Genomic DNA, 25,180 nt, shown 5'->3' with positions numbered 1-25,180 from the left:
CCTTTTTCTACAATTCGAACATAGCTTTAGAAATTCTATTGGCATTTTCTATTATCTTTTTTTCATCAACTTTAACTAACTGTCCTTCTCTTACAACAATCTCTCCATTAACTATTGTCATATCAACAATCTGTGTATCCCCTGTGTTTATAATTAAAGAAACAGGATCATATAATCCACCTGCGTAGCCTAATTTCTCAAAATCTATTAAAAACATATCGGCTGCTTTCCCTTCTTCTAAGCTCCCTACTTCTGGTTGGTTCAGAACTTCACTTCCACCTCGAGTTGCTATAGAAAAAACATCCTTAGCTGTCATAGCTTTTATTCCATATATCAAGCGACTCATTAAAAACGCAGCTTTCATTTCCAATATCATATTAGACGAATCGTTACTCGCACTTCCGTCAACTGCAAGGCTGACCTTTACACCCTTTTCAAGCATATATGGAACGTTGGCACCACCCGAAGCTAACTTCTGATTTGATACAGGACAATGTGCAATCCCTGTCTTGGTTCTTGCCAATCTTTCTATTTCTTCATGAGTAAAATGAACACCATGTGCATACCAAACATCGTTTCCTATCCATTCTAAACTTTCCATATATTCGAGCGGTCTCATCCCAAATTTTTCAAGGCAAAATTCTTCTTCATCTTTAGTTTCGGCAAGATGAGTATGGCTACAGACATTGCATTGTCTTGCTAATTTTATTGATTCTTTTAAAAGTTCTGAAGTAACAGAAAATGGAGAACAGGGAGCTAAAATTACTCGACTCATTGAAAAAGGAGAAGAATCATGAAACTTTTCTATAACTCTTTGAGAATCAGCAAGTATTTCTTTTTCACTTTGAACAACTGAGTCTGGTGGCAATCCGCCATCTTTTTCGCTTAAAGACATACTACCTCGACAACCATGTAATCTTATTCCTATTTCTTTAGCAGCATAAAATTCATTATCAAGCAAATTTGGAGGCTGATTCTTTGGAAAGACGTAATAATGGTCAACGGTGGTAGTACATCCAGTTTTCAATAGTTCTCCCGTCGCTACTAAAGTGCTGTAATACACAGCTTCGGGAGTTAATTTTGACCATATAGGATATAAAAATTTTAACCAATCGAATAGTTCTACATTTTGCACTTGCGGAATATTTCTTGTTAACGTTTGATAAAAATGATGATGAGTATTTATTAAACCAGGATAACATATGTAACTACTTCCATCTATAATCTCATCTATATTCTTATTACTTACATCTATATTTTCATCTATTTTTTCTATCTTATCATCTACAATTAAAATGCTGTACCCTTTTAATATACTACTGTTTTTATCCATAGTAACAATAGTATCTATATTTTTTATCAAAATATTTGACAACTTGAATCACCCTTTCACTTTCTTCGATACACTCTCTATCGCTTGAATTATTTGCTCGTATCCTGTACATCTACAAAGATTTCCTTCTATAGCTGTTTTTATATCCTCTCGAGAGGGATTAGAATTTTTGTCTAAGAGAGCTTTAGCTGACATTAACATTCCTGTGGTACAAAAACCGCATTGTATCGCATGGTAGTCTATAAAAGCTTGCTGAAGGGGATGTAAATTACCTTTATTTTCCAAACTTTCAGTAGTATAAACCTCATACCCATCAATTTGAGCCGTTAAAACCAAACAAGAATTCACTGCTTGTCCGTTCAAAATAACTGTACAAGCTCCACATTCTCCTACATCACAACCTTCTTTCACACTTTTCAAATTCAATTGATCTCTTAATGTATCTAAAAGCCTTTCTTTTGAAGTAACTTCTAAAACTTCTTTTTTACCGTTAACAAATAATGTGACAACTATATTTTTCATAGAAAGGTCCTCCTTAAAAATTCAACAATTCATTCATTGCTTTTTTTAATATTCCACCTAAAGCAGGCTTTTTGTAAGGTGTTGACCATCTTTCTCCTGTAATTGAAATCATCTCTTCTCCTATCTTTTGAGATAAATAATCTAAGTCTAATTGATTCCATGTTTTACCTTCAATTTCTCTTTCTAAATTTTTAAATCTTAATGGATATGGAGTGGCTGATCCAGGCACTATTCTTATATCTTCTATTTTTTTGTTTGCTTCGTCAATTTTTGCTATTAGAGCTAAATTTAACCTTGCTATATTCAATGCTTGTCTTCTTCCAATCTTTTGAAAATTGCCTTTATAACTTTCATCGAGCTTTGGTATTCTTATAGAAGTTATCAATTCATCATCTTTTTTACTTGTTTTGTAAGGACCAACAATAAATTCTTCTATAGGAACAAATCTCTTATCATCCATTGATTTCAATTCCAACTCAGCATTGAGAACCATCAAAGGTGGAACAAGGTCTGCTGCAGGAGAAGCATTGGATATGTTGCCCCCTATTGTGCCTCTATTTCTAATTTGAGGAGAACCGATGGTTTTAGCAGCGATTGCAAGTAATGGAAAGTATTTGTTTATTATAGGAGATTCAATTAACATTGTATGAGTAGTTAAAGGACCTATTTCTACAATATCTTCATACTCTTTTATAAAACGAAGTTCTTCGATATTTGATATATCGATAACATATGAAAATTCCCCTAATCTTGGACTTTCCTTGTGAATATCTACCAATAAATCTGTTCCACCCGCTAAAAGTTTTGAAAGCTTATAATTATGCATATAATTTATAGCTTCTTCTATATTCTTTGCAGATAAAAATTCAAATTCAATCATTTTTTCTTCCTTCCTTTTTTCAAAGAATGCCCTATTAAGACCTTTTCCAAATTTAAAGGTAACGACCGAATCCTTTTGCCGGTTGCTTGAGCAACAGCATTTGCAATAGCAGCGGCTCCAAGTTCTAAGGTTGGTTCTCCTACAGACTTTGCCCCATAAGGTCCATTAGGATCAGGATTTTCCACGATTATAGGAATAATTTCTGGCATATCTTTAGAAGTTGGTATCAAATACTCATCAAAATTAGTACTCTCAATATAACCATCTTCAGTAATCACTTCTTCCATAATACCGTATCCAATTCCCATTACTACCCCACCATAAATTTGACCTAAAACTGTAGCTGGATTTATTGCCCTTCCAACATCATGTGCTGCTACCATTCTAAGAACTTTTATTTCTCCTGTATTTATATCAACTTCCACTTCTGCAATTTGACATCCGTACACATAGGTAAAATAAGGTTTTCCTTGACCTGTTTCTTCATCCCAAGTAATCTCTGGAGACTTATACCATCCATAAGAATACAAAGGCACACCATCATTAACTGCTTCTAAAACAACTTTTTGAAAAGATTTAAATTCTTCGTTGTTGGGAGAATAAACTTTATCGTTTTTAAATTTCATTTCTGAATAGGGAAGATTATACTTTCTTATCAAAAAATCTGACAAACGTTTTTTGAGATTCTTTGCTGCTTCAGAACATGCATTGCCTCCTACCAATGTCGATCTGGAAGCTACCGTTGAACCACTGTCTGGAGAAATCAAAGTATCTACAACCATAAAATTTATTCTATTTATATCTATTCCTAACTCTTCGGCAACAATTTGAGAAAATACGGTTTTCAAACCCTGTCCATTTTCCGCTAAACCACTATACAAAACAACAGTTCCATCTTTTTGGATGTTCAATACTATACCAGCTGCATCCACTGCTTCAGCACCTAAACTGCATCCCCTATAGCTTATAGCCATTCCTATACCTCTTCTTTTATCTCCCTTTTGAGGTTTGGAATATTCCTTATATTTCTCTAAAAAATTTATCTCTTTTACCGCTTTTTCTATAACTTCTTCGAGGCTTACATAATGATTGTCAAGAACCTGACCGCTTGCTGTAACAGAATTGTTGTGAAAGATATTTTTTAATCTTAATTCTATAGGGCTCATACCCAAAATTTCCGCAAGTTCATCCATTAGAGATTCTTGAGCAAATATTACTTGAGGTGAACCGTATCCTCTCATAGCTCCTGTATAGACGTTGTTTGTGTAAAACCCATAGGTATCAGTTTTAACATTTGGAACTTCGTACGGCCCAGTAGCTTGCACAACAGATCTCCATGTAACAAAAGGTGTTTGACACGCATAAGCGCCACTATCTGCGATCGCTTCTATTTCCATAGCCATTAATTTTCCATCTTTTGTTGCACCAACTTTGTACTTCATTCTATAGGGATGTCTTTTATAACTTTCTATAATAGACTCTTCCCTTGAATTTTTTAATTTCACGGGGCGATTTGTCTTCAAAGCTAAAACGGCAGCTCTACAGGCCATGGAAGATATAATTTCATCTTTTCCACCAAAAGAACCACCAATATGATTTTGAATTATTCTAACTTGGTTTAAACCAACCTTTAACACACTCGCGACAGCATTTCTACAGGCAAATGGATTTTGGATAGAACCATATATAGTAACCATAGTATTATTTTCATAAGGTACGGCTATAACTACTTCTGGCTCCAAATAAGAATGCTCAACAAATTGGGTTTGATATTCTCTTTCTATTACTACATCAGAATTTTTAAACCCTTCTTCTATATCACCTTTTCTCAATTTATGATGTATAACTTCGTTATTATTCTTTTCAGGATGTATTGGAGATGATTCTCTTGCTTCTATAGGATCAAAAATCCCTGAAATTTCTTCGTATTCAACGTAAATCTTTTCTATTGCTTTTTGCGCAGCTTCCCATGATTCCGCTGCTACAACTGCTATCCCGTCACCTATATAATAAGTTCTTTCTTTTGCTAAAACCTGTTGATCAGGAACGATTACTCCAAACTCATTGTTTGGAATATCTTTTGATGTAATAATAGCTTTTACTCCAGCTACTTTTTCAGCCTCTTCAAGATTTATCTTAACTATCTTAGCTGAAGGGTACTTACTTCTTAAAACTTTCGCATACAACATATTTGGAAAGTCTAAATCGTCCGCAAATTTTGCTTTTCCAGTAACTTTTTCATATGCATCGATTCGTGGTCGTGGTTTATTAACATTCTCAAAAATTTTTACACACCTCCTTTACGGTCTGCCGCCCATAGTTAAAGCCATTATTGCTTTCGCTGTATGTAATCGATTTTCAGCTTCATCATAAATTATCGAATGTGGACCATCTATAACCACATCTGTCACTTCTTTTCCCCTATCTGCAGGCATAGCATGCATATACAACACATCCTTGTCTGCTAAGGACATCCTTCTTTCATCACATATCCAATCTTTATGTTTTTCAAGATTTTCTTTCATCAATCTTTTCCCTTCTTCTGAATCGGGATCTTCAACTCCTAAAAATCCTCCCCAATTTTTTGGGATAACAATTTGTGCACCTTCAAAAGCTTCATCCATATTGTCGGTTATTTTTAAACTTCCACCATACATTTTTGCGTTTTCTTCGGCTTGTCTTAAAATTTCTGGCATTAAAGGAAATTCTTTTGGATGGGCTATTGTAACATCCATACCATACCTTGTAAATAATAACGCTTGAGTCTGTGGTACTGATAAAGGTTTAGCATGAGACGTGGCATAAGCCCATGAAATAGTGACCTTGAGATGTTTTAAATCATTACCACATTTTTCTTTTATTGTCATTAAATCTGCCAACCCTTGCATAGGATGATAAATATCGTCTTGCAAATTAAGAACAGGTACGTCAGCATATTTTGCCACTTCTCTTAAATATTTATTACCAATTCCAAAAAAACAGTTTCTGATAGCAATCGCATGACCAAATCTACTTAAAACAATGGCTGTATCTTTGGCAGACTCACCATGAGATAATTGCATTTTGTCTGGAGTTAAATCATGTGCGTGACCGCCAAGTTGGGTTATACCAGCCTCAATAGAATTTCGAGTCCTTGTAGATTGTTCAAAAAACATCATAAAAACGGTTTTTGCTCTCAACAAATGATCTGTTGGCTCTCCTAAAGCAAATCTCAGCTTAAGTTCTTTTGATAAATCAAAAACTGTTTCTAATTCTTCTTTAGTCCATTCTTGTGTGGTTATAAAATCCTTTCCCCTAAAAAGTGTGTTCATATTTTGACCTCCAAATTAATTTAATAATTAGTTTTGATGAACTTTCCAAAGCCTTTTTCACCTTTAAACTCTCCGTTTTTAACGATAACTTTACCTCTTAATATTGTCATTATTGGCATCCCTTCAACTTCAAACCCATTAAATGGTGTGTATCCACATTTTGAGTGAGTTATTTTATCTGTCAGAACAACTTTAATATGAGGATCAAAAATGACTAAATCTGCATCAGAACCTTCTGATATAGTTCCTTTTCGTGGAAAAAGTTTATAAATTTTTGCGGGATTAGTTGAAAGAAGATCTACCAATTTGTTAACATTTACTATACCTCTTTTAACTCCATACGTATACACGAGAGGTAAAAGCGTTTCTACACCTGCAATACCCGGAAAAATATCCAAAGAATTTTTGCCTTGAAATTTTTGTTCCTTACTATAAGCACAATGATCTGTAGCTATTACATCTATAACTCCATCTTTTATTCCATTCCACAGAGCCTGATTATCTTCCTTTTCACGCAAAGGTGGAGTCATAAGAAATAATCTTGCCCTTTCTCCTTCTAATACCTCTCTTGTTAATAAAAGATAATGAGGACAAGTTTCAACATATAAATTAAAAGTATCATTGGCCTCAAAATTTTTAAATTCTTTTATAACTTCATAACCTTTTTTAGAAGAAAGGTGTACTATGTAAAGAGAACCTCCAACTTTTTTTGCTAACTTACACATATTTCTAACAGCTTTTTCCTCTGCCTGATCAGATCTGATATCAGGGTGATAACAAACATCAAGCTTATTCTCAAAAGCATATTTCGAAATATTTCTTTGAATAATTTCATCATCTTCTGCATGAACAGCTACAATCAAATCATTTTCTCTTGCTTTTTTAAACAAAGGTTCCCATTTTTCCTGAGATAACATATATATATCTTTGTAAGTTGTAAAAGCTTTCAAACTCGAAATCCCATAATTTCGAAGTTCTTTTAATTGATAATCATCTTTAATAGGATCAAATTCGTCGTTAATTACCATGTGAAAATGAAAATCTATTACAGCGTCATATGTTTCTTTGAATCTTTTGTTCAAACCGTATATTAAAGAACCATTTTCTATATCCGCAAAATCAATATGTGTAGTAACTCCTCCAAAAGCCGCAGATCGCCCACCCCAATAAAAATCATCAACAGTTACCGTTCCTCTGGAATGTAAACTAAAATGTGTGTGACTATCTATAACGCCAGGCAAAACTAATTTACCTTCCGCGTCTATAACTTCTTCATTCTCCAGCGGCTTTAAATTATAATTAATCTCAACAATTTTTTCATCTTTTATTCTAATATCTTTTTTTTCACTTTTCTCAGAGGTTACGACCATTCCGTTTTTTATCAACAAAAGATTCATCCCCTTAATTTTCAGACATACTTTTGAACATAAGTTTTAGGTATAGCAGCATACATAGCAGCAGCTTTAACCAATTCACTTTTCCATGTTTTTTCGTTTGGAGCATGAGCTTGATCTTCATGTCCAGGCCCAAATCCAACACAAGGTATACCATATCTTCCCATAATCGAGACTCCATTGGTAGAAAACGTCCATTTGTCCACAAATGGTTCCTTGTCAAATAGATCTTCATAAACATCCACTAAAGTTTTACATGCAGGATGACTTTTTTCCAAAACCCAAGATGGAAAGTATGCTTGACTCGGATAAACCAGGCCCGTATAAGAAGGCTTATCGTAACCGTACAATTCAACATCTACTCTGTATTTTTTCGATGAAGGCAAATTTTTGATTTCTTCTAACGCATGTTCCCATGTTTCTCCCCAAGTAAGTCTTCTATCAATCGAAATTGAACAACCATCTGCAACAGCACATCGAGAAGGCGATGAAGAAAATATCTCAGAAACAGTTAAGCTCCCTTTCCCCAAAAAATTGTCTTCTTTTAAACATGTGTGTAGTACCTTCAATTCATTTACGATATCTGCCATTTTATATATAGCATTATCTCCTCTTTCTGGAGCAGAGCCGTGACAACTAATACCGTGTGTCGTCACTTTTATTTCCATTCTACCTCTTTGACCTCTATACACATTACAAGAGGTAGGTTCCGTAATGACTACAAATTCAGGTTTGATATGGTCTTTTTCTATAATGTATTGCCAACAAAGTCCATCACAATCTTCTTCTTGAACAGTACCTGTAATTAAAAGAGTATAATCATCACTTAAATCAAGTTCTTTAATAATTTTCGCTGCATACACCATCGATGCCATTCCACCTTCTTGGTCACTCGCACCTCTACCAACAATAATTTCATCATCTTCGTAACCCTTATATGGATCGTAATTCCACAAATTAATATCGCCAATACCTACAGTATCGACGTGTGCATCCATCGCAATCAAATGTTTCCCTGTACCAATATACCCCAATATATTTCCCATCGGGTCTATGTCTATTCTGTCGAAACCGACTTTCTCCATTTCTTCTTTTATTCTTAAGATAACTTCTTTTTCTTGACCACTTTCACTTGGAATTGCAATCATATCCCTTAGGAACTTTGACATATCTTTTTTATATTCTTCAGATTTTGACAAAATTTTTTTGTAGTCCATATAAAGCTAAGCCTCCTTACATTTTTAATTACCATATTGACATCATAGATCATAACTTTCAAGTAATTCTGATAACTCTTTAAAATCAGGATTTACAATTAAAGGTCTACCCACAGCTTTTTCAGCGTTTTTTATATCCTTTAAACCATTTCCAGTAATAACAGCCGCAATACTTTCATAATGCTTAATTATTCCTAATTCCACTGCTTTTTTAATTCCGGCAAGCCCGGCAACACCTGCAGGCTCGCCGAAAATCCCCACTCTTTTACCCAAAACTTTCATCATATTTAATATTTCATCATCACTAACGTTAATCATATCCCCCTTGGATTCTTTTACAGCTTTAATTGCTTTTATATAATTTCGTGGCTTTCCAACTGCTATACTATCTGCAATGGTATTTTCCGGAACAACTATCAAATCATTTCCGCTTCTAAACGCCTGTGTTATTGGTGCGCATCCTTGTGCCTGCACTCCTAATAACTTTGGCATTTTATCTATAAACCCTATTTGTTTTAAATCATACAAACCTTTCCATGCCCCAGCTATAGTACAGCCATCCCCAACTGAATAAACCAACCAATCCGGCATATCCCAATTCAACTGTTCAGCAAATTCTATTGAAGAAGTCTTTTTACCTTCAACTAAATATGGATTTATGGCTGCATTCCTGTTGTACCATCCCCACTTTTTTATAGCTTCTTCAGATAAATAAAAAGTTTCTTCATACGTACTCTTCACAGAAATTACAACCGCACCAAAAATTAAAAGTTGAGTAACTTTACCTATAGGAGCACGTTCAGGAACAAAAATTACCGCTCTCATGTCATTTCCCATAGAAGCAATATTACCAGCTAGCGAAGACGCTGCATTCCCTGTCGATGCACATGATACAACTTTCTTTCCTGCCTCCTGTGCTTTAACAACTGCAACAGCTGATGCACGATCTTTTAAAGAACCAGTAGGATTTAAACCATCATCTTTGATATATAAAGTCTCAATCCCTAAATCTTTTGCAAGAGTTTTAACTGTATATAAAGGAGTCCATCCGATTCTCAAAAGGGGTTTAGGGGTATCTGATTCTACCGGTAATAACGGAGTATATCTCCAAATTGAAAAATCTTTGTTTGATTTCAAAATTTCTTTGTTCCAGTCTCTTTTTATCTTTTCATAATCATACTCTACATCTAATATCCCCTTTTCACCACAAAGAGGACAAAGATATTGTGTGGGAAGAGCTTCATATTTTTCTCCACAATTGATGCATACTAAATTTTTAACGTATTTCAAAATAAGGTCCTCCTTAGAAATTATGAAACTTATATTTTATAAATTTTTTTAAATTTATGTTTTTCAAAAATACCTCCACTATTTTAATTTTGACCTATTCTTAATTTCTTTAACTTTTTCGCTTCTTATAGCGAAGAAGGGGGAAAGGGCTCCGCCCTGGACCCGCTATAAATTCAAATGCTTATTTTCTGAAAAATTATATTTTCTAAAGTCTCTACATAATTCCCACTAATTCTTTATTTCTTTAACTTTTTCGCTACTTGTAGCGAAGAAGGGGGAAAGGGCTCCGCCCTGGACCCGCTATAAATTCAAATGCTTATTTTCTGAAAAATTATATTTTCTAAAGTCTCTACATAATTCTCACTAATTCTTAATTTCTTTAACTTTTTCGCTACTTGTAGCGAAGAAGGGGGAGAGGGCTCCGCCCAGAACTCATTTAAAATTCAAAACTTCGTTTTTAGAAAATTTTCCATTTCTAAAATTCTTAATATTAAAGTTACTTCAGTAAGCCTGTCCTTTCGTTAAAGTTCATTATTAACGCATCTATTTTCTCGACAATTTCTGATAAATGTCCCCAATATTCTTCGCTGTTGTACCATTGTTCATTCAATTCACTCAAATCTTTGCCTTGTTGTTCAATCCATGTATAATATTTCAAATTGTGAATCCTTTTTCTATCGTTATAGTTAAGTTCCTGCATATAATCAGTTTTTATACCTATAAGATGCTCAAAGTAATCTATAGCTGCTTGCTTTTCACTGTACTCTCCATACTGATTTCTTAATTCTTGAAGTCTTGAACCATATAACTCCATTGAATCTGTGAACACAGTCATAACGATATCGTTCTCAGTTAATTCGTAATATTTAGAAAATTTGATAGCACCAAGGGTATTCGCTATAGAAGAAATCCCTAAACAAGAAAGATTTTCAACCAATTCGGAATTAACACCTTGTTTTTTCAAAAATTTTTTACCAGCAGGTTCGTTAAAAAGTCTTATTAAATTAATAGCATCATTATCATCGATATCTATTACCATATCAGTATTTTTCACGTTGTGAATCCACGGGACATGTTTATCCCCGATGCCTTCGATCCTGTGGGCCCCATATCCGTTATACAATAGAGTAGGACATTGTAAAGCTTCACCAACAGCTAACTTACTATTTGGAAAGATCTCTTTTAAATACTCACCAGATCCCATAGTCCCAGAAGAGCCAGAAGTAAAAACTGCGCCACTTAACTTATCGTTTTCACCCATTAATTCTGTTAACACTTCTCGCATCGCATACCCTGTTACTTCATGATGCCATAATCTGTTTCCCATTTCATCAAACTGATTAAAAACAACAATTTTATCTCCAAATTTGGCTTTTAGCTCATTACACTTATCGAAAATTTCTTTGACATTACTTTCGCTGCCAGGAGTACTTATAACCTCTCCAGCAACCTTAGAAAGCCATTCAAACCTTTCTTTACTCATACCTTCTGGTAATATAGCTATAGATTCACATCCTAAAAGTTGTGCGTTATAAGCTCCTCCACGACAATAATTACCTGTAGAAGGCCAAACAGCTTTTTGTGTAGTAGGATCAAATTGTCCTGTTACTAACTTTGGAACCAAGCATCCAAAAGTCGCACCAACCTTATGCGATCCCGTTGGAAACCACTTTCCTACTAGCGCTACTATCCGAGCTTTAACCCCTGTAAGTTCGGGTGGCAATTCCATATAGTTGACCTTTCCAAATAATCCACCTTTTTCTTTAGGTTCATTTTTCCAGGTTATTCTAAACAGATTGTATGAATTAATATCCCACAAACCTATATTTTTTAATTCATTTCTTATTTTTTGAGGTATTAATTCAGGATTCCTCATCTGTTCTATTGTTGGAATAATTATGTTCTTTTCTTTTGCCCTTTCTAAAACCTTAACTAAAACCTCTTCATTTACTGTTAAATCAATCATGATTAACCTCCAATTAAAAAAATTATTACTCAATTAAAAATTCAAACTTTCTTTTTTAAAAATTATTAATTTTCAAAGTGGCTAAAAATATTTAAGATACCTCAAATTTTTTTACCAATTAAATAACTTTGTTTTCTGAATATTATACTACTTTCTAAACGAAATTGTAAAATGATTTTTAAAGATTTAAAAGTTATTAATTACTTTTAATTTAGGATATTTCTTTTTAATTAAGTATATTTAATAATTTTAAAAATATCCTTTTATTATTTTAAAAAGCAAATTACTGACTTTACTTTCGTTTAACTTATTAATATTGACAATTGTAATACTATTTGTTATAATTTTAAACGAGAAATTATCACATTTTTTTAATTTTTTGAGTTATAAGATCTGATCTTTTTCTACTATTTTGCTACTTAAAGCCTTTTCTTCTTATCCTTTCCAATATGAAAGTTGGAAGTTCGTTTTTATAATATTTGTGATTTTTGTAATTTGAAAAATTTGTTTTTTCAAATAGACACTTTAGAAATAGAGCGTTTTGAAAAATAATATTTTGAATTTATAATGGGCTCAGGGCGAAGTCCTCTCCTCTTCCCTTCGGTACAAATACCGAAGAAGTTAAAGAAATTCATAGTTAGTAAATATTAGAGTTATGGAGTTATTTTTATAAAAATTTAACTCTAAACAATATATAAAAGGCAGATTTTATAATTTCTAAAGCAAACATGTTTTTCAAATCAAAGGAGGATGAAAGAGGATGAAGGTAAAAAGAATATTTTTTGTAATGTTAATTGTTTCTTTGTTTATGTCTTCGAGTTTTTCGGCAATTTTCGGAAAATCTAACAATTCTTGGAAAGACGGAACTTACATTGGATATTCTGATGCATCTGATAGAACTTACACAAAAGCTGTTGTAAAGATAAAAAAAGGGAAAATTGTTGAAGTCATACTTGAAGAAATCAATATTCCTACAGGATTACCTAAAGACGAAAATTATCCATGGCAACCATGGCAAGAAGCTATGAAAGAGTTGCCAAAGAGATTTGTCGAAGTAAATGGTTCTGAAATAGACGTATTTACAGGTGCAACTCACTCTTCTGAAATGGCAATTCAAGCTGTTGAAAGAGCGCTAAAGAGAGCTGAAGGTTTTGAAGGAGTAATAGATGGCATTTACGTTGGTCACTCTCAAATATCTTCAAGAAATGATAGAGCTAATGCAATAATAATTGTAAAAGAAGGAAAAATAACGGAAGTAGTTTTAAATGAGTATCAAGATATATATAACACGGTAAAACCTAAAGAAAAGGATAGCTATCCATACGAACCTTTCCATCAAGCAAAAGAAGAAATAGCAAAAAAAATATTAGAAAAAGGTAGTCTTCCTGTTGATATATACACAGGTGCAACCAGTAGCTCAAATATGTGGATGGAAGCTGTTGAGGATGCGATGGAAAAAGCGGGATTTAAATTTTAAGTTAATTTTTTATTAAAACAAAAAGGGCTTAAAGCCCTTTTTATTTTTGGTTATTATATTTTTATCTTCGTTTGTAAAATCCTATATAATTCTTGATTTCTTTAACTTTTTCGCTACGTATAACGAAAGAGAGGGGAAGGGCTCTGCCCTGGACCCATTTTAAATTCAAATGCTCATTTTCTGAAAATTATCATTTCTAAAGTTCCTGTCTAACTAAGAATTTTTTTAACTTCTTCGCTACATGTAGCTAAAGAGGGGAGAGGGCTCTGCCCTGACCCCGTCATAAATTCAAATACTTATTTTTAAAAACACTTTATTTCTAAAATCCTATATAATTCTTGATTTCTTTAACTTTTTCGCTACATGTAACGAAAAAGAGGGGAAGGGCTCTGCCATTTCCCTTCTACAAAAAGTTGGATGCGCTGTATTATAATTTAAGAAAATAAATGGTATCATAATTAAAAAAGAATAGCTTTTAGGAGGAAGTTTTTTGAATAATTCTGTTAAAAAGATGATTTTAGATTTAAAAAATCTGATTAATCAATATATTACAAATGATCAAGACCTTTCCCTACAGGTCATGTTGAGTTTAGTTTTTATAAAAATTTTAGAGGTAAAGGGTCTAACGAAAGATTCTCAAAAAATCTTTAATAATCAAAATTCTATGCAAAACCTTTTAAATATATTTTTTTCTCGCATATGTTTTTTGAATGAAACTCTTGGATACTTCTATAACATAATGGAAATTGAAGGCAAAATCTCATGCGAATTTATTGAAGAAGCATCAAAAATACTCAATACAGTACAAACTGAAGACTGGAAAAAAGAAGAAATAATCGCTTGGAGTTATGAACATTACAATCACGATTCTAAAAATAATTCAGAAGTTACGTCACAATTTTATACTCCAGATTGGATCGTTGAATACTTAATAGAGAATACTTTTGTCAAACATTATGCAAATAATACTAATTTTGATATTGAAACCATAAAAATTATAGATCCGGCTTGTGGATGCGGAAACTTTATTATTGCTTTGTATGATTCTTTAAAAGAAGCTTATTTAAATAGAGGTTATTCTTCTAAAAAAGCCTGTCAAAATATTATTTCAAAGAATTTATATGGAGTTGATAAAGATAGCAAAGCTGCCGAAATTACAAGAAAGATTTTAAAGTTAAAGATTTTAGAAGATGGCGTAAGAGAACCTATAGAACCTAATATCGCTATAGTTTTCAAACAAAATAGCGATATTGGACTTCTTGAAAAGTTAGAAGTATTAGGAAGTTTAATCACAAAAAAAGATCTAACCCTTATAAAAGATTTAAGGCTGGAAGACAAAGATTTGATTAAACTAATAGAAATTTTATCTCTTAAATATGATATAGTATTAACAAATCCTCCGTATATAGACTCGTCTGATTATGATGAGCAACTCAAAAAATATATAGATCAAGATTACAAAAAATTTAGAAAAAACCTATATGCCTGCTTTATAATAAAAAGCTACGAACTTTTGAAAAACGAAGGTTTTGTTGGCATGATAACACCTCAAACTTTTATGTTTATAAGTAGTTATGAAAAAACTAGAAAATTTATAATTGATAATTTTAATATAGATAAATTAGTTCATTTCGATTTAGGGGGAGTTTTTGAAGAAGCTCTTATTGATACTGCGATGTTTGTCTTAAAAAAGACATCAGGAGAAGATTTTGGAGAATTCATAGATTTAACGTCTTTCAAGAGAAAAGACTCAAAAAAACATGCTCTAATGGAAATATGGAAAAAAAGAAATCAAGAATATATTTCACGATATGTATACCATGTAGATAAAAATAGGTTTTTAAAAGTTCCAAGATATCCTTTTATATATTGGATAAGTGATGAAATCTTATCAATATTTGAATATAAACCTTTGAATAAGTTTGCAGATGTAAGACAAGGTATAGCTACAGGCGATAACAAAAAGTTTTTAAGATATTTTTGGGAAGTAAAAAGAGATGATATTAGTTTTAATTACAACGAAGATCATAAAAAATGGGTACCATATGCTAAAGGTGGACCTTACAACAAATGGTATGGCAATCTATGGTGGGTTATTGCTTTTGATGAAGAGAATTACAATCTTTTAAATAATATGGGAAACAACCTTCCAAATAAAAAATATTATTTTAAAAAAGGTATAACCTATACGATGACTACTTCTAAAGGCTCAACTTTTAGATATTTACCTGAAAATTTTTTGTTTGATTGTAAAGGAAGCTCAATATTTTTTAAGAATGACGCTTTAATATTTAGATTTTTGGGAATACTTAACAATAGTCTTTTTTCTTATCTTGAAAGGTTTATTGCCGGAAGCGTTGACCTTGAAGTAGGAGATCTGAAAAAGTTACCTATTCCAGAAAGTATCTTTAAAAAAAGTGTTGAAACAAAAAATTTGGAGATACTTTCTAAGTTGAATATCACTATTAAAAAACAAAATACCGAGATATATCCTACAGAATGGCATTTTAACAAAGATCTTATAAAAAATGTTTCTAAATTTTCTGAGTTTGTTTATACTAAAAACGCTCTTGATACTTACCTTTTGCTTTCTGAAGGATTAATAGATATTTTAATATTAAAGTTGTACAATCTGAATGTAAAAAACTTCCAAGAAATATACTCGAGTGAAAAGGTTCCGTGGGCTTTTTATCCTATAGTTGACAAAAAAGATTTTAACTTTTTACCTTCTTTGGTATCTCTAATTAAAGAGGATTTTTTGATAGAAATGGCTTTAAGTTCTGAAGATATAAAATATATAGAAAAAGTTTTGAAAGATTTTTATAGTGAAAAAATGTCAATTATTCAAGTCCAGTTTAATCAAAATAATAAAAATAATCAAAGGCAACACAAAAAAGCTTACCTAAATAATATAGAAAATATGTGCGAAGAAACTTCTTGCAATCCTATTAGCGTTTTTAAAGAGTTCCATAATGATGATAAGCTTTCAAAAGAATTAGCTATTTTAAAAATAGATTATGAGATACAACATTATCTTTTAAATTCTTCAAAAGGTTTTATTCCTATGGGCTTTGATAAAAATAATGAAGAACATTTTTTATATTCTTTGTTTAAAGAAGAAGAAATTAGCTTAATTGAAAATCTTCTTCATATGAATCTAAGAGAATATATAATTAAAGAGTATCTTGAAAATCATGAAAAATTATATAAAAATGTTCCTTTGGTGTGGAAAATTGGGTTAAGGAACTGTTGTTTTTTTATTCATTTTCACAATTTAACTGAAATTACAAAAATGAATATTTTGGAGTTTTTAAAAAATCATAAAACATTTAAAAATAAAAAAGAAGTCTTAACAACAATAAGCTCAAAAAATTTTGATATAAATATTGAAGATGGGGTATTGAAAAATAAAAAGAAATTTTTTAAAAATCTTTAATTATATTGGAGGCGGTAACATATGGAGAATGGTTCAATCATCCAAAAGATACTAAACTCTCCGTGGGGGATAACTACAGAAGGAATTCCGGTAGAATTATTCACTTTAACTAACAACAACGGACTAATAGCTAAAATTACTAATTATGGTGCTACATTGGTGGGATTATATGTCCCTGATAAAAAAGGGTATTTAGAAGATATAGTTTTGGGATTTGATTCTGTTAGTGATTATGAGAAGTTCACCCCTCAAAATCCTTATTTTGGGGCAACTGTTGGAAGATACGCCAATAGGATTGCTAATGGACAATTTGTATTGAATGGAAAAACTTACACTTTGGCACAAAATGACGGTTCTAATCACTTGCATGGTGGTTTAAAAGGTTTTCAAAAACATGTATTTCAAGCTATTCCTATGTTATCACCAGAAGGTCCATCAATTCGATTTAAATATTTAAGTCACGACGGGGATGAAGGATACCCTGGAAATTTAAAAGCAAGCATAACCTATACTTTAACCAACAATAATGAGTTAAAGATTTGTTATTACGCTACTACTGATAAAACAACTATTATTAATTTAACTAACCATAGTTATTTTAATTTAGCAGGAGAAGGCAACGGTAATATTCTTGAACATAAATTATTATTAGAAGCTGACAACTATACACCAGTAAACGCTTCTTTAATTCCTACTGGTGAAATTAAGTCTGTAAAAGGTACACCTTTTGACTTCACAACCTCTAAAATCATTGGAAATCAGATTGAAAAATTAGAAGGTGATTCTTCAAAAGGTTTTGACCATAATTTTGTTCTTAATAAAAAACAAAATGTTTTTGGATTAGCGGCAAGAGTAGAAGAACCTATTAGTGGAAGAATTATGGAAATATACACAACTGAGCCAGGATTGCAATTTTACACAGGTAACAAGGTTAATACGTGGGGAAAAGAAGGAAAATTTTATGCTAAATATTCTGGATTTGCTGTAGAAACTCAACATTTTCCTGACTCTCCTAACAAACCTAATTTCCCTTCAACAGTTTTGAAACCCGATGAAGTATATCAATCGGTAACAGTATACAAATTTTTAATAAAATGATACGAAAGCCGCTCTTTCTGAGCGGCTTATTTGTTAGCTTTTACTATCAAATCTGTTATCAATTTAGCAAATTGATGTTTGTCATCTATATCTAACCCTTCTCTTAGTAAGGCTTGGTTATACAATATCTCTGAATAATCTTTTAACTCTTGCGAATCTGGATCTTTTTGATAAATTTCTTGCAAAATCCTAAAAATCTCATGGTTGGGGTTCAATTCTAAAACTTTTTCTGCTTCAAAGGGCAATTGCTCTAAATTTTTCAACGTTCTTTCCATTTTTAAAGATATCGCTTCATTCGCACTCACTATACAAGCGGGCGATTCTTTAAGTTTATTCGTCAGTCTAACTTCTTTTACTTTATCTTTTAAATGTTCTTTTATCTTGCTTAGTAAATCTTTACTTTCTTCTTGCTTTTTTTGAATATTTTCATCTTTAATGTCTGCACTACTTATCGATTTAAACTCTTTTCCTTGGTAATCATGCATTAATTTTATTAAAAATTCGTCTATTTCATCTGTTAAATACAAAACTTCATAACCTTTATCTCTTATTGCCTCCATTTGAGGTAACTTTTCTATATCTTCTATAGTTTGTCCAACAGCGTAATATATATAATTTCCTTGATCTTCCTTTATTCTCTCAACATATTCTTTTAAAGTAATTTTTTCTTTATCTGATAAAGAACTATCGAATAAAAGAAGATCTTGAATCTTTTCTCTTTCCTGGATGTTTTGATATAATCCCGCTTTTATAACTCTTCCGAATTCATTCCAAAATTCTATGTATTTATCTCTTTGATTTTCTAATTTTGATTTAAGTGTTTCTAAGATCTTTTTTTCGATATTTTTTCTAATTATGCTTAACTGCTTACTTTTTTGGAGTATCTCTCTTGAAATATTTAAAGAAAAGTCAGGTGAATCAACTAAACCTTTAACAAATGATAAGTAATCAGGAATCAATTCTTCGCAGTTTTCCATGATAAATACGTTCTTTGAATAAAGACTTAAACCTTTTTTGTATTCTTTGCTGTAAAAGGTAAAAGGTAACTTTGAGGGTATATACAATAAAGCAACGAACTGAATAGTAGTACCTTCAGCTTTAAAGTGAATTACTTCAAAGGGATCGTTCCAATCATAAAACGTTTCTTTGTAAAATTCGTTATATTCTTCTTGTGTGATTTCTTCTTTATTTTTGTTCCAAAGAGGAATCATTGAGTTGAGTATTCTTTCGCTAATTTTTGTCTTACCTTCTTCGATTTCTTCTTCCCATTTCATCTTTATTGGATACTTTATATAATTCGAATACTTTTTAACTAATTCTTGGATTTTATATTGGTCTAAGTAATTTTCATCTTCTTCTAAATCATCTTTTAAATCTAAAATAATTTTTGTCCCTCTTGTACTTTTTTCACATTCTTCTATAGAATACGTTCCACTTCCGTCTGATTCCCATCTAACGGCTTTTTCTTCATTCCATTTTCGCGTTTCTACAGTTACTTTTTTAGCAACCATGAAAGCAGAATAAAATCCTACTCCAAATTGTCCTATTAAATCAAGGGCAACTTTTTCGGATTCTGCTTCTTTTAATTTCTTAAGAAAGCTTTGAGTTCCAGATTTTGCAATGGTTCCTAAATTTTCAATTACCTCATCGTAAGACATGCCTATCCCATTATCTTCTATTATTAATCTTTTATTTTCTTTATCAATTTGAATTTTAATTTGGAGTTCAGTATCTCCGTCTAAAATAGAAGGATCTTTCAAAGATTCAAACCGCATCTTATCCAACGCATCAGAAGCGTTAGAAATCAATTCTCTTAAAAAGATGTCTTTATGAGTATATATAGAATTTATCATAAGATTGAGTAATTGTTTGGTCTCTGTTTGAAACTCTTTTACTTCTGGCATTTTTTATTACCTCCTAATTTACAGTTAATAGTCACTTTAGTTATAAATTATAAAATTCATATTCTATAAATGTTTTGACGTTTAGTTTTTTCAAAAATACCTCCTCAACTCTAATCCTTACAGAATATGAATTTCTTTAACTTTTTTGCTACGTATATCTAAGGAGAGGGGAGAGGGCTCCGCCCTGGACCCTTTTTAAATTCAAAAGCTCATTTTTAAAAACTTCTCATTTCTAAAGTACCTATACAGTTAATACTAAACCCACTTTAAATTCAAATGCTTACTTTTGGAAATTTTATCACTCTTAACCATTATTTGCTAATAATAATTATATCATAATGTTAGCTACTTTAATTTATTTTAAATATTTCATAACTTTATTTTTAATAAAATTAATTTTTTATTTACAAATAATTTATATTTATTTTTTGATTTTTATTATTAAACTGTAGAATTTTTGTGATTAATTTGATAAAATAATAGATAGCTTATTTGATTATTTAGGAGATGATTTAGTGTTTGAACTGAAATTCGTGTTAAGAAGTTTTAAAAAGAAGGGATTCGTCAGTTTTCTATTAATTTTAGGAGCTATAATTCCTTCTCTTCTAACTGTCTCCTCCCTTTCTCTTAATGATTCAATAGCATCATATAGAGCTTTTCAATTAAAAGAAAATTTTGGTGAAGCCGATTCTTATATAATGAATTCAAGGTCTTCTTTGTTTTTTTCTTTTCCTTTATCTGAATTTTTATTGAATGATCTAAAAGAAAATCGATTGGTTAAAAACATTTTGCCTGTTTCTGAAAGTATGGGAAGAATTGAAAAAGAAGGCGCTTTTTTAGAAACATTAGTTATAGCTACAAATAAAGACGACATATCAAATTTTACGGGCAAAGAAATTGATCTAACTCCGGGAAATGCTGTTATAAGCGAGAAAATTGCTTTGGATCTTGGCTTAAAAGAAGGAGACTCAATAATTCTTCATATGCCAGGTGGAAGTGCTAATTTAAAAGTTTCCTATATAGGAGAAGAAGGCTTTTTAAACTTTAGAGGAGAGTTAGCACAGTACCCGGGTTCTGTTTTTGTATCTTTAGAAGATTTTCAAGGAAATACTATTTATCCCTCAAAAGCTTATATAGATTTTATAGACGATACAAATTTTTCTTATTCTGAATTTAATTTACCTGCAAATATGGTTTTAGTTAATATGAAAGAAAATTTTATGAATTCAACGACGAATGTAATATTAGGATATATTGTTTTCGCTTTCAATTCTTTTTCGCTTTTAGCGGGAATAATTTTAATTATAGTTTTTGGAAATACTTTTGTTAATGAACAAGAAAAAAATATAGGAATTTTAAGAATTTTTGGATTAAAAAGAAATCGGCTTTTGAATATTTTTATTATTCAAGTATTTCTATATTTTGGGTTAGCTTCTGTTATAGGGTGTCTTTTAGGAACTCAGATAGGGAAATTACTTTTAAATAGTTTTTCTGGAATAGCCTCTGGAATAATGTTTGAATCCTTAGGCAGTTTTACTTCTATTCCGTACGTTGTAAATGCAAGAACAATTATAATTGGCATTTTAATAGGCATTTTAATACCATTTTTCATTTTTCTAAGAAAAGCTATAATTATCACGAAAAATCCTCCTATAGAATCTCTAAGAAAAGATGTTGAAGAATATGTACCTGTTTCAGGAACTACTTTTTTTGCCGTTATTTTATTGATTTCTGGTATTATAACTTTAATATTTGGTAAATCATTTGCATTATTAGGAATCATATTAATTTCTTTAGGTTGTACATTTTTATTTAAAAATCCTTTTCTTAACATAACTATTTCTTTAACTCTAATGCTTTTAAGTAAGACACTTTTTAGTTTGTCTTCAAATTCTCTATCTTTTAATTTTATTTTTCAAAGAGCTATTTTGTTTGCGGTTATTTCTATTCTTTTTTTCACTTCTATAATACCTATTTTAAAAAAATTAACTAAATTATTCGTATCAAAAAAATCGTTCCCTTTTCTTTTAGGTTTTTCCTACATCGAAAGGTTCCCAATAAAAATTTTAATGTTATCTTTGATGTTTGGAATAGTTATATTCGGTTTGATAGTTATTGCTTCTATACCTTCAAATTTGGTAAAATTTGTTGATTCTATTACTGAAGAAGGATTATTTGGCTATAATTATGTTGTTGTTTCTAATCCTTTTAAAAATCTTTTTGTCAGTCAAGATATAGAAGTTTATGATGGTATACAAAACCCTTCGAAGGTTCAAGCAGCTTTACTTGATTCTGAGCTTATTGTCTTTGTAGATGATACATTCCTTGAATCTGCAACTATACCTTCAGAGTCTTATACCGATTGGAGAGAACAACTAAAGGAGAAAGGAACTATAATGTTTGGAAAATTCAGAGATGATGAAAATATTCCTGAAAAAGTTGAGGGGAGTTATACTTCTTTTTTCCCATTCGGAGGAAATTCTCGAATTTCTTACGAAGTCATAGGTTATTTCGAATTAAAAGATATAATTCTTCCAGTTAAATATGTTGCCCATATTAACAACAAACCAAATAATGTTAAAACTGTAAATTTACTTATGGGAAAAGTAGACGAACAAACAGCAAGTCGCTTGAATGAGCTTTATATGTCAAATTTTTATTATCCAATATTTTTAGAAAAAGAACTAAAAATTATTTTTGCAGGGGTAGACAACATAGTTACTTTAGCTACAAATATGCTTTATATCGGCCTTATAAGTGGTTTTTCAGGCTTGGCACTTTATTCTGTAAGGTCTTACATACTTAGAAAACGTATAATAGGTACTCTTAGAGCTATTGGCTCTCATTCTAATGACATAATAATTGGTTTTCTAATTGAAAATTTTAGTATTGTTTCTATAGGTTCTTTGATTGGACTATTTGGTGGTTACTTGGTAGCAAGAGATCTAATATTTGCAATATTCCAATTTTTAGGCACCGTAGATTTTTATTTTCCTGTAATGCAAATTGGTAGTATAATATTATCAGTGTTTTTGATGTCATTTCTAACTCTTTTGTTTCCATCTTTTTTAGTCTCAAAAATATCACCAGCTGAAAGCATGAAGGAGATTGAATAATGAACAACAGCAATTCTGTTTTGATAAGAACTTTTGAATTATGTAAAACGTACAATGATAAAAGAGTAAAGGTAGAGGCATTAAAAAATATAAACTTAACTATAGATAAAGGTGAATTCATAGCAATTTTAGGTCCATCAGGTTCAGGAAAAACGACTCTTCTAAATTGTTTATCAGCTATAGATAACCCAACAAAAGGGGAAATTTACTTTAATAGCATTCCTTTTCACAATCTAACAGAAGAAGATAGGGCGTCTTTTAGAGCTACCAATATGGGGTTTGTTTTTCAATTTTTTAATCTTGTACCTGTTTTTACCGTTTTAGAAAATGTTGAAATACCTCTAATGATCTTGGGATATAAAAGTAAAGAGTCAAAAATTAAAGCTTATGAAGCTTTAAAAGAAGTTCGACTTGAAAATAAAGCTGACCGTTTTCCCTACGAACTTTCTGGGGGAGAACAACAAAGAGTTGCTATAGCAAGAGCTATAATACACTCTCCACAAGTTATTTGGGCAGATGAACCAACTGGGAATCTTGATTCAGAAAATGGTGAAATAATTATAAACTTATTGGAAAGTATTAGAAAAGAAAAAGGTACAACACTTGTAGTCGTTACTCATGATATAAATATTGCTAAGAGAGCTGATAGAATTATCAATATAAAAGATGGTACTATTATATAATATTCGTGTAATTAGTAAAAATTAGAATGGGGTTGTAGCGCAGCGGGAGCGCGTTGCCTTCGCAAGGCAAAGGCCGTGGGTTCAAATCCCATCAACTCCACCATAATAAAAAACACCCCAACTTTTACAATTGAGCTGGGGTGTTTTTAAATCATTTATTACTTATTGCTAATTTTAATTTTTTGTTATTCAGCTAATTCTCCACTTTCTCTTAAAAGACTTTCTAAAGCTTTTATAATAGCGTTATAAGTTTCATCAACATCGGCAAAATCATTTAAGAAATTAGCGAATACTGTACTGATCTGATTCCTTATTTCTTCCCATGCAGATGGTTTTGGATCAGCTATAGCTGTTTCTAATTCATTTAAAGCTATTACAGGTTTTACATCGTTAGCAGTGTATGCTTGCCATTGAGGAACATTGATTACATCTCTTCTTACTGGAATATACCCAGTATTTATAGACCAATACGCAACATTAACAGGATCTAATAAAAATTTTAAAAATCTCCATGAAGCTTCTTTCTGCTCTTGACTTATCCAGCTAAACATAATTAAATCTGTACCTGCTATTGGAGAATGAGGAACACCATCTACTGATGGAAGAGGTGCCCAAGCGACACTATGCTTACCTCGTGAAGACTGTTCGGCATAAGTTAAGCCAGCCACTGTTCCCATGTATGCTGCTATTTCACCAGAACCAAACGGTTGATCTAAATATGCATTTTGAAAAATAGCGTATCCTGAGTCTTTTAATGTTTTTATATACCTTAATACATCTTTTGTACCATTTTCATTCAAAACTATTTTATATTTTCCGTTTCCCACATATTCTAAGAAAGTAATATTATGGGCATATAAAAATATTTGTAAATCATCTATGAAAGTTCTTACTCCCAAACCATATTGATCTGTTTTACCATCTAAATCTAAATCCATAGTTAATATTTCACTAACTTCTAATAATTCTTCCATAGTTTTAGGTGGTTCTACTCCAAATAAATCGAATAACTCAGGATTATAATAATATGTATAGACAGATTTGTTAAACGGAATAGCATAAACAGTGTCTCCCCAGGAGGCTAATTCTTTTAAAACCGGATATATTTGGTTTTCCCAAGCATCTTTTATTTCTGGATCATTTTCAATATATTCGTTCAAAGGTTCGACTACACCAGAAAACAAATATTTTGCGGTCCAGTTTGCGTAAGCTTGAGAAATAGCCGGAAGATCTGTCATACTTCCTTGGCTATAAGCAGTTATGGTAGAAAGTAGCTTTTGATTCAAAGCGCTATAGTTACCAACATACACAGCAGTTACCTGTACATCAGGATTTTCTCTATTAAAAGTTTCTACCAAAGAATTCAGAGTTTGCCCGAGTTGACCGCCCATAGCATGCCAAAATTCTATCTTTACTTGAGAAAAACTGAAAGCAATTGTAAGAATCAAAGCAGATACAATTAAAAATTTCTTCACAAAAAACACCTCCTAAGATTTTTAATGCTTACTGTCTTGGAAAATTTAAAAAATTACATTTTATATATGTTTTAGATT

At 31.4% G+C, this 25,180-nt stretch carries 16 protein-coding genes and 1 tRNA gene; 6 read left to right on the top strand and 11 right to left on the bottom strand.

The window, feature by feature from the left end:
* Positions 1–7: 7 nt before the first annotated feature.
* The 9 genes from X924_RS01805 to X924_RS01765 all read right to left on the bottom strand — a co-directional run bounded on the left by X924_RS01805 (position 8) and on the right by X924_RS01765 (position 11,913).
* Positions 8–1,375 carry an 8-oxoguanine deaminase gene (locus X924_RS01805; protein ID WP_121957239.1) on the bottom strand — a complete coding sequence of 456 codons (1,368 nt, stop codon included), beginning with the start codon at positions 1,373–1,375 and terminating at the stop codon, positions 8–10.
* A gap of 6 nt (positions 1,376–1,381) precedes the next feature.
* Positions 1,382–1,855, bottom strand: coding sequence for a (2Fe-2S)-binding protein (locus X924_RS01800; RefSeq protein WP_121957238.1), 474 nt, complete (start codon positions 1,853–1,855; stop codon positions 1,382–1,384).
* A 13-nt stretch (positions 1,856–1,868) separates the two neighbouring features.
* Complete coding sequence (locus X924_RS01795) at positions 1,869–2,735, bottom strand: xanthine dehydrogenase family protein subunit M (protein ID WP_121957237.1); 867 nt, start codon at positions 2,733–2,735, stop codon at positions 1,869–1,871.
* On the bottom strand, positions 2,732–4,924 hold the full coding sequence (locus X924_RS01790) for a xanthine dehydrogenase family protein molybdopterin-binding subunit (protein ID WP_199172607.1): 2,193 nt from the start codon (positions 4,922–4,924) through the stop codon (positions 2,732–2,734). Before X924_RS01790 ends, X924_RS01795 begins: the two co-directional genes overlap by 4 nt.
* 111 nt (positions 4,925–5,035) lie before the next feature.
* Entirely contained in the window at positions 5,036–6,046 is a 1,011-nt protein-coding gene (locus X924_RS01785; protein WP_121957235.1) for an ornithine carbamoyltransferase, read from the bottom strand.
* A 20-nt stretch (positions 6,047–6,066) separates the two neighbouring features.
* The gene (gene hydA, locus X924_RS01780; protein WP_121957234.1) at positions 6,067–7,434 is read right to left on the bottom strand and encodes a dihydropyrimidinase; all 1,368 of its coding nucleotides are present in this window, start codon (positions 7,432–7,434) and stop codon (positions 6,067–6,069) included.
* A 20-nt stretch (positions 7,435–7,454) separates the two neighbouring features.
* On the bottom strand, positions 7,455–8,657 hold the full coding sequence (locus X924_RS01775; protein WP_121957233.1) for a YgeY family selenium metabolism-linked hydrolase: 1,203 nt from the start codon (positions 8,655–8,657) through the stop codon (positions 7,455–7,457).
* A 42-nt stretch (positions 8,658–8,699) separates the two neighbouring features.
* On the bottom strand, positions 8,700–9,947 hold the full coding sequence (gene thrC / locus X924_RS01770; protein ID WP_121957232.1) for a threonine synthase: 1,248 nt from the start codon (positions 9,945–9,947) through the stop codon (positions 8,700–8,702).
* A 496-nt stretch (positions 9,948–10,443) separates the two neighbouring features.
* Entirely contained in the window at positions 10,444–11,913 is a 1,470-nt protein-coding gene (locus X924_RS01765; RefSeq protein WP_121957231.1) for a pyridoxal-phosphate dependent enzyme, read from the bottom strand.
* Positions 11,914–12,673: 760 nt separating this feature from the next.
* Between X924_RS01765 and X924_RS01760 the strand changes: the two genes are divergently transcribed.
* The 3 genes from X924_RS01760 to X924_RS01750 all read left to right on the top strand — a co-directional run bounded on the left by X924_RS01760 (position 12,674) and on the right by X924_RS01750 (position 17,924).
* Positions 12,674–13,390 carry an FMN-binding protein gene (locus X924_RS01760; protein ID WP_121957230.1) on the top strand — a complete coding sequence of 239 codons (717 nt, stop codon included), beginning with the start codon at positions 12,674–12,676 and terminating at the stop codon, positions 13,388–13,390.
* A 490-nt stretch (positions 13,391–13,880) separates the two neighbouring features.
* On the top strand, positions 13,881–16,826 hold the full coding sequence (locus X924_RS01755; protein ID WP_121957229.1) for an Eco57I restriction-modification methylase domain-containing protein: 2,946 nt from the start codon (positions 13,881–13,883) through the stop codon (positions 16,824–16,826).
* A 21-nt stretch (positions 16,827–16,847) separates the two neighbouring features.
* Complete coding sequence (locus tag X924_RS01750) at positions 16,848–17,924, top strand: aldose epimerase family protein (RefSeq protein ID WP_121957228.1); 1,077 nt, start codon at positions 16,848–16,850, stop codon at positions 17,922–17,924.
* Positions 17,925–17,950: 26 nt separating this feature from the next.
* Here the strand turns inward: X924_RS01750 and htpG are convergent, their stop codons facing one another.
* Complete coding sequence (htpG, locus tag X924_RS01745) at positions 17,951–19,828, bottom strand: molecular chaperone HtpG (RefSeq protein WP_121957227.1); 1,878 nt, start codon at positions 19,826–19,828, stop codon at positions 17,951–17,953.
* A 515-nt stretch (positions 19,829–20,343) separates the two neighbouring features.
* Here htpG and X924_RS01740 point away from each other — a divergent pair.
* The 3 genes from X924_RS01740 to X924_RS01730 all read left to right on the top strand — a co-directional run bounded on the left by X924_RS01740 (position 20,344) and on the right by X924_RS01730 (position 23,730).
* On the top strand, positions 20,344–22,944 hold the full coding sequence (locus tag X924_RS01740; RefSeq protein WP_121957226.1) for an FtsX-like permease family protein: 2,601 nt from the start codon (positions 20,344–20,346) through the stop codon (positions 22,942–22,944).
* The gene (locus X924_RS01735) at positions 22,944–23,627 is read left to right on the top strand and encodes an ABC transporter ATP-binding protein (RefSeq protein WP_121957225.1); all 684 of its coding nucleotides are present in this window, start codon (positions 22,944–22,946) and stop codon (positions 23,625–23,627) included. Before X924_RS01740 ends, X924_RS01735 begins: the two co-directional genes overlap by 1 nt.
* Positions 23,628–23,655: 28 nt before the next feature.
* A tRNA-Ala gene (locus tag X924_RS01730) sits at positions 23,656–23,730 on the top strand.
* A gap of 82 nt (positions 23,731–23,812) precedes the next feature.
* Here the strand turns inward: X924_RS01730 and X924_RS01725 are convergent.
* Positions 23,813–25,102, bottom strand: coding sequence for an ABC transporter substrate-binding protein (locus X924_RS01725; protein ID WP_121957224.1), 1,290 nt, complete (start codon positions 25,100–25,102; stop codon positions 23,813–23,815).
* Positions 25,103–25,180: the final 78 nt, after the last annotated feature.

Origin of the sequence: Petrotoga sp. 9PWA.NaAc.5.4, assembly GCF_002895485.1 — a bacterium.
Taxonomy (GTDB): Bacteria; Thermotogota; Thermotogae; order Petrotogales; family Petrotogaceae; genus AZRK01.
The sequence above is the reverse complement of the archived record's forward strand: the minus strand, read 5'-3'. Positions and strand labels throughout refer to the sequence as shown.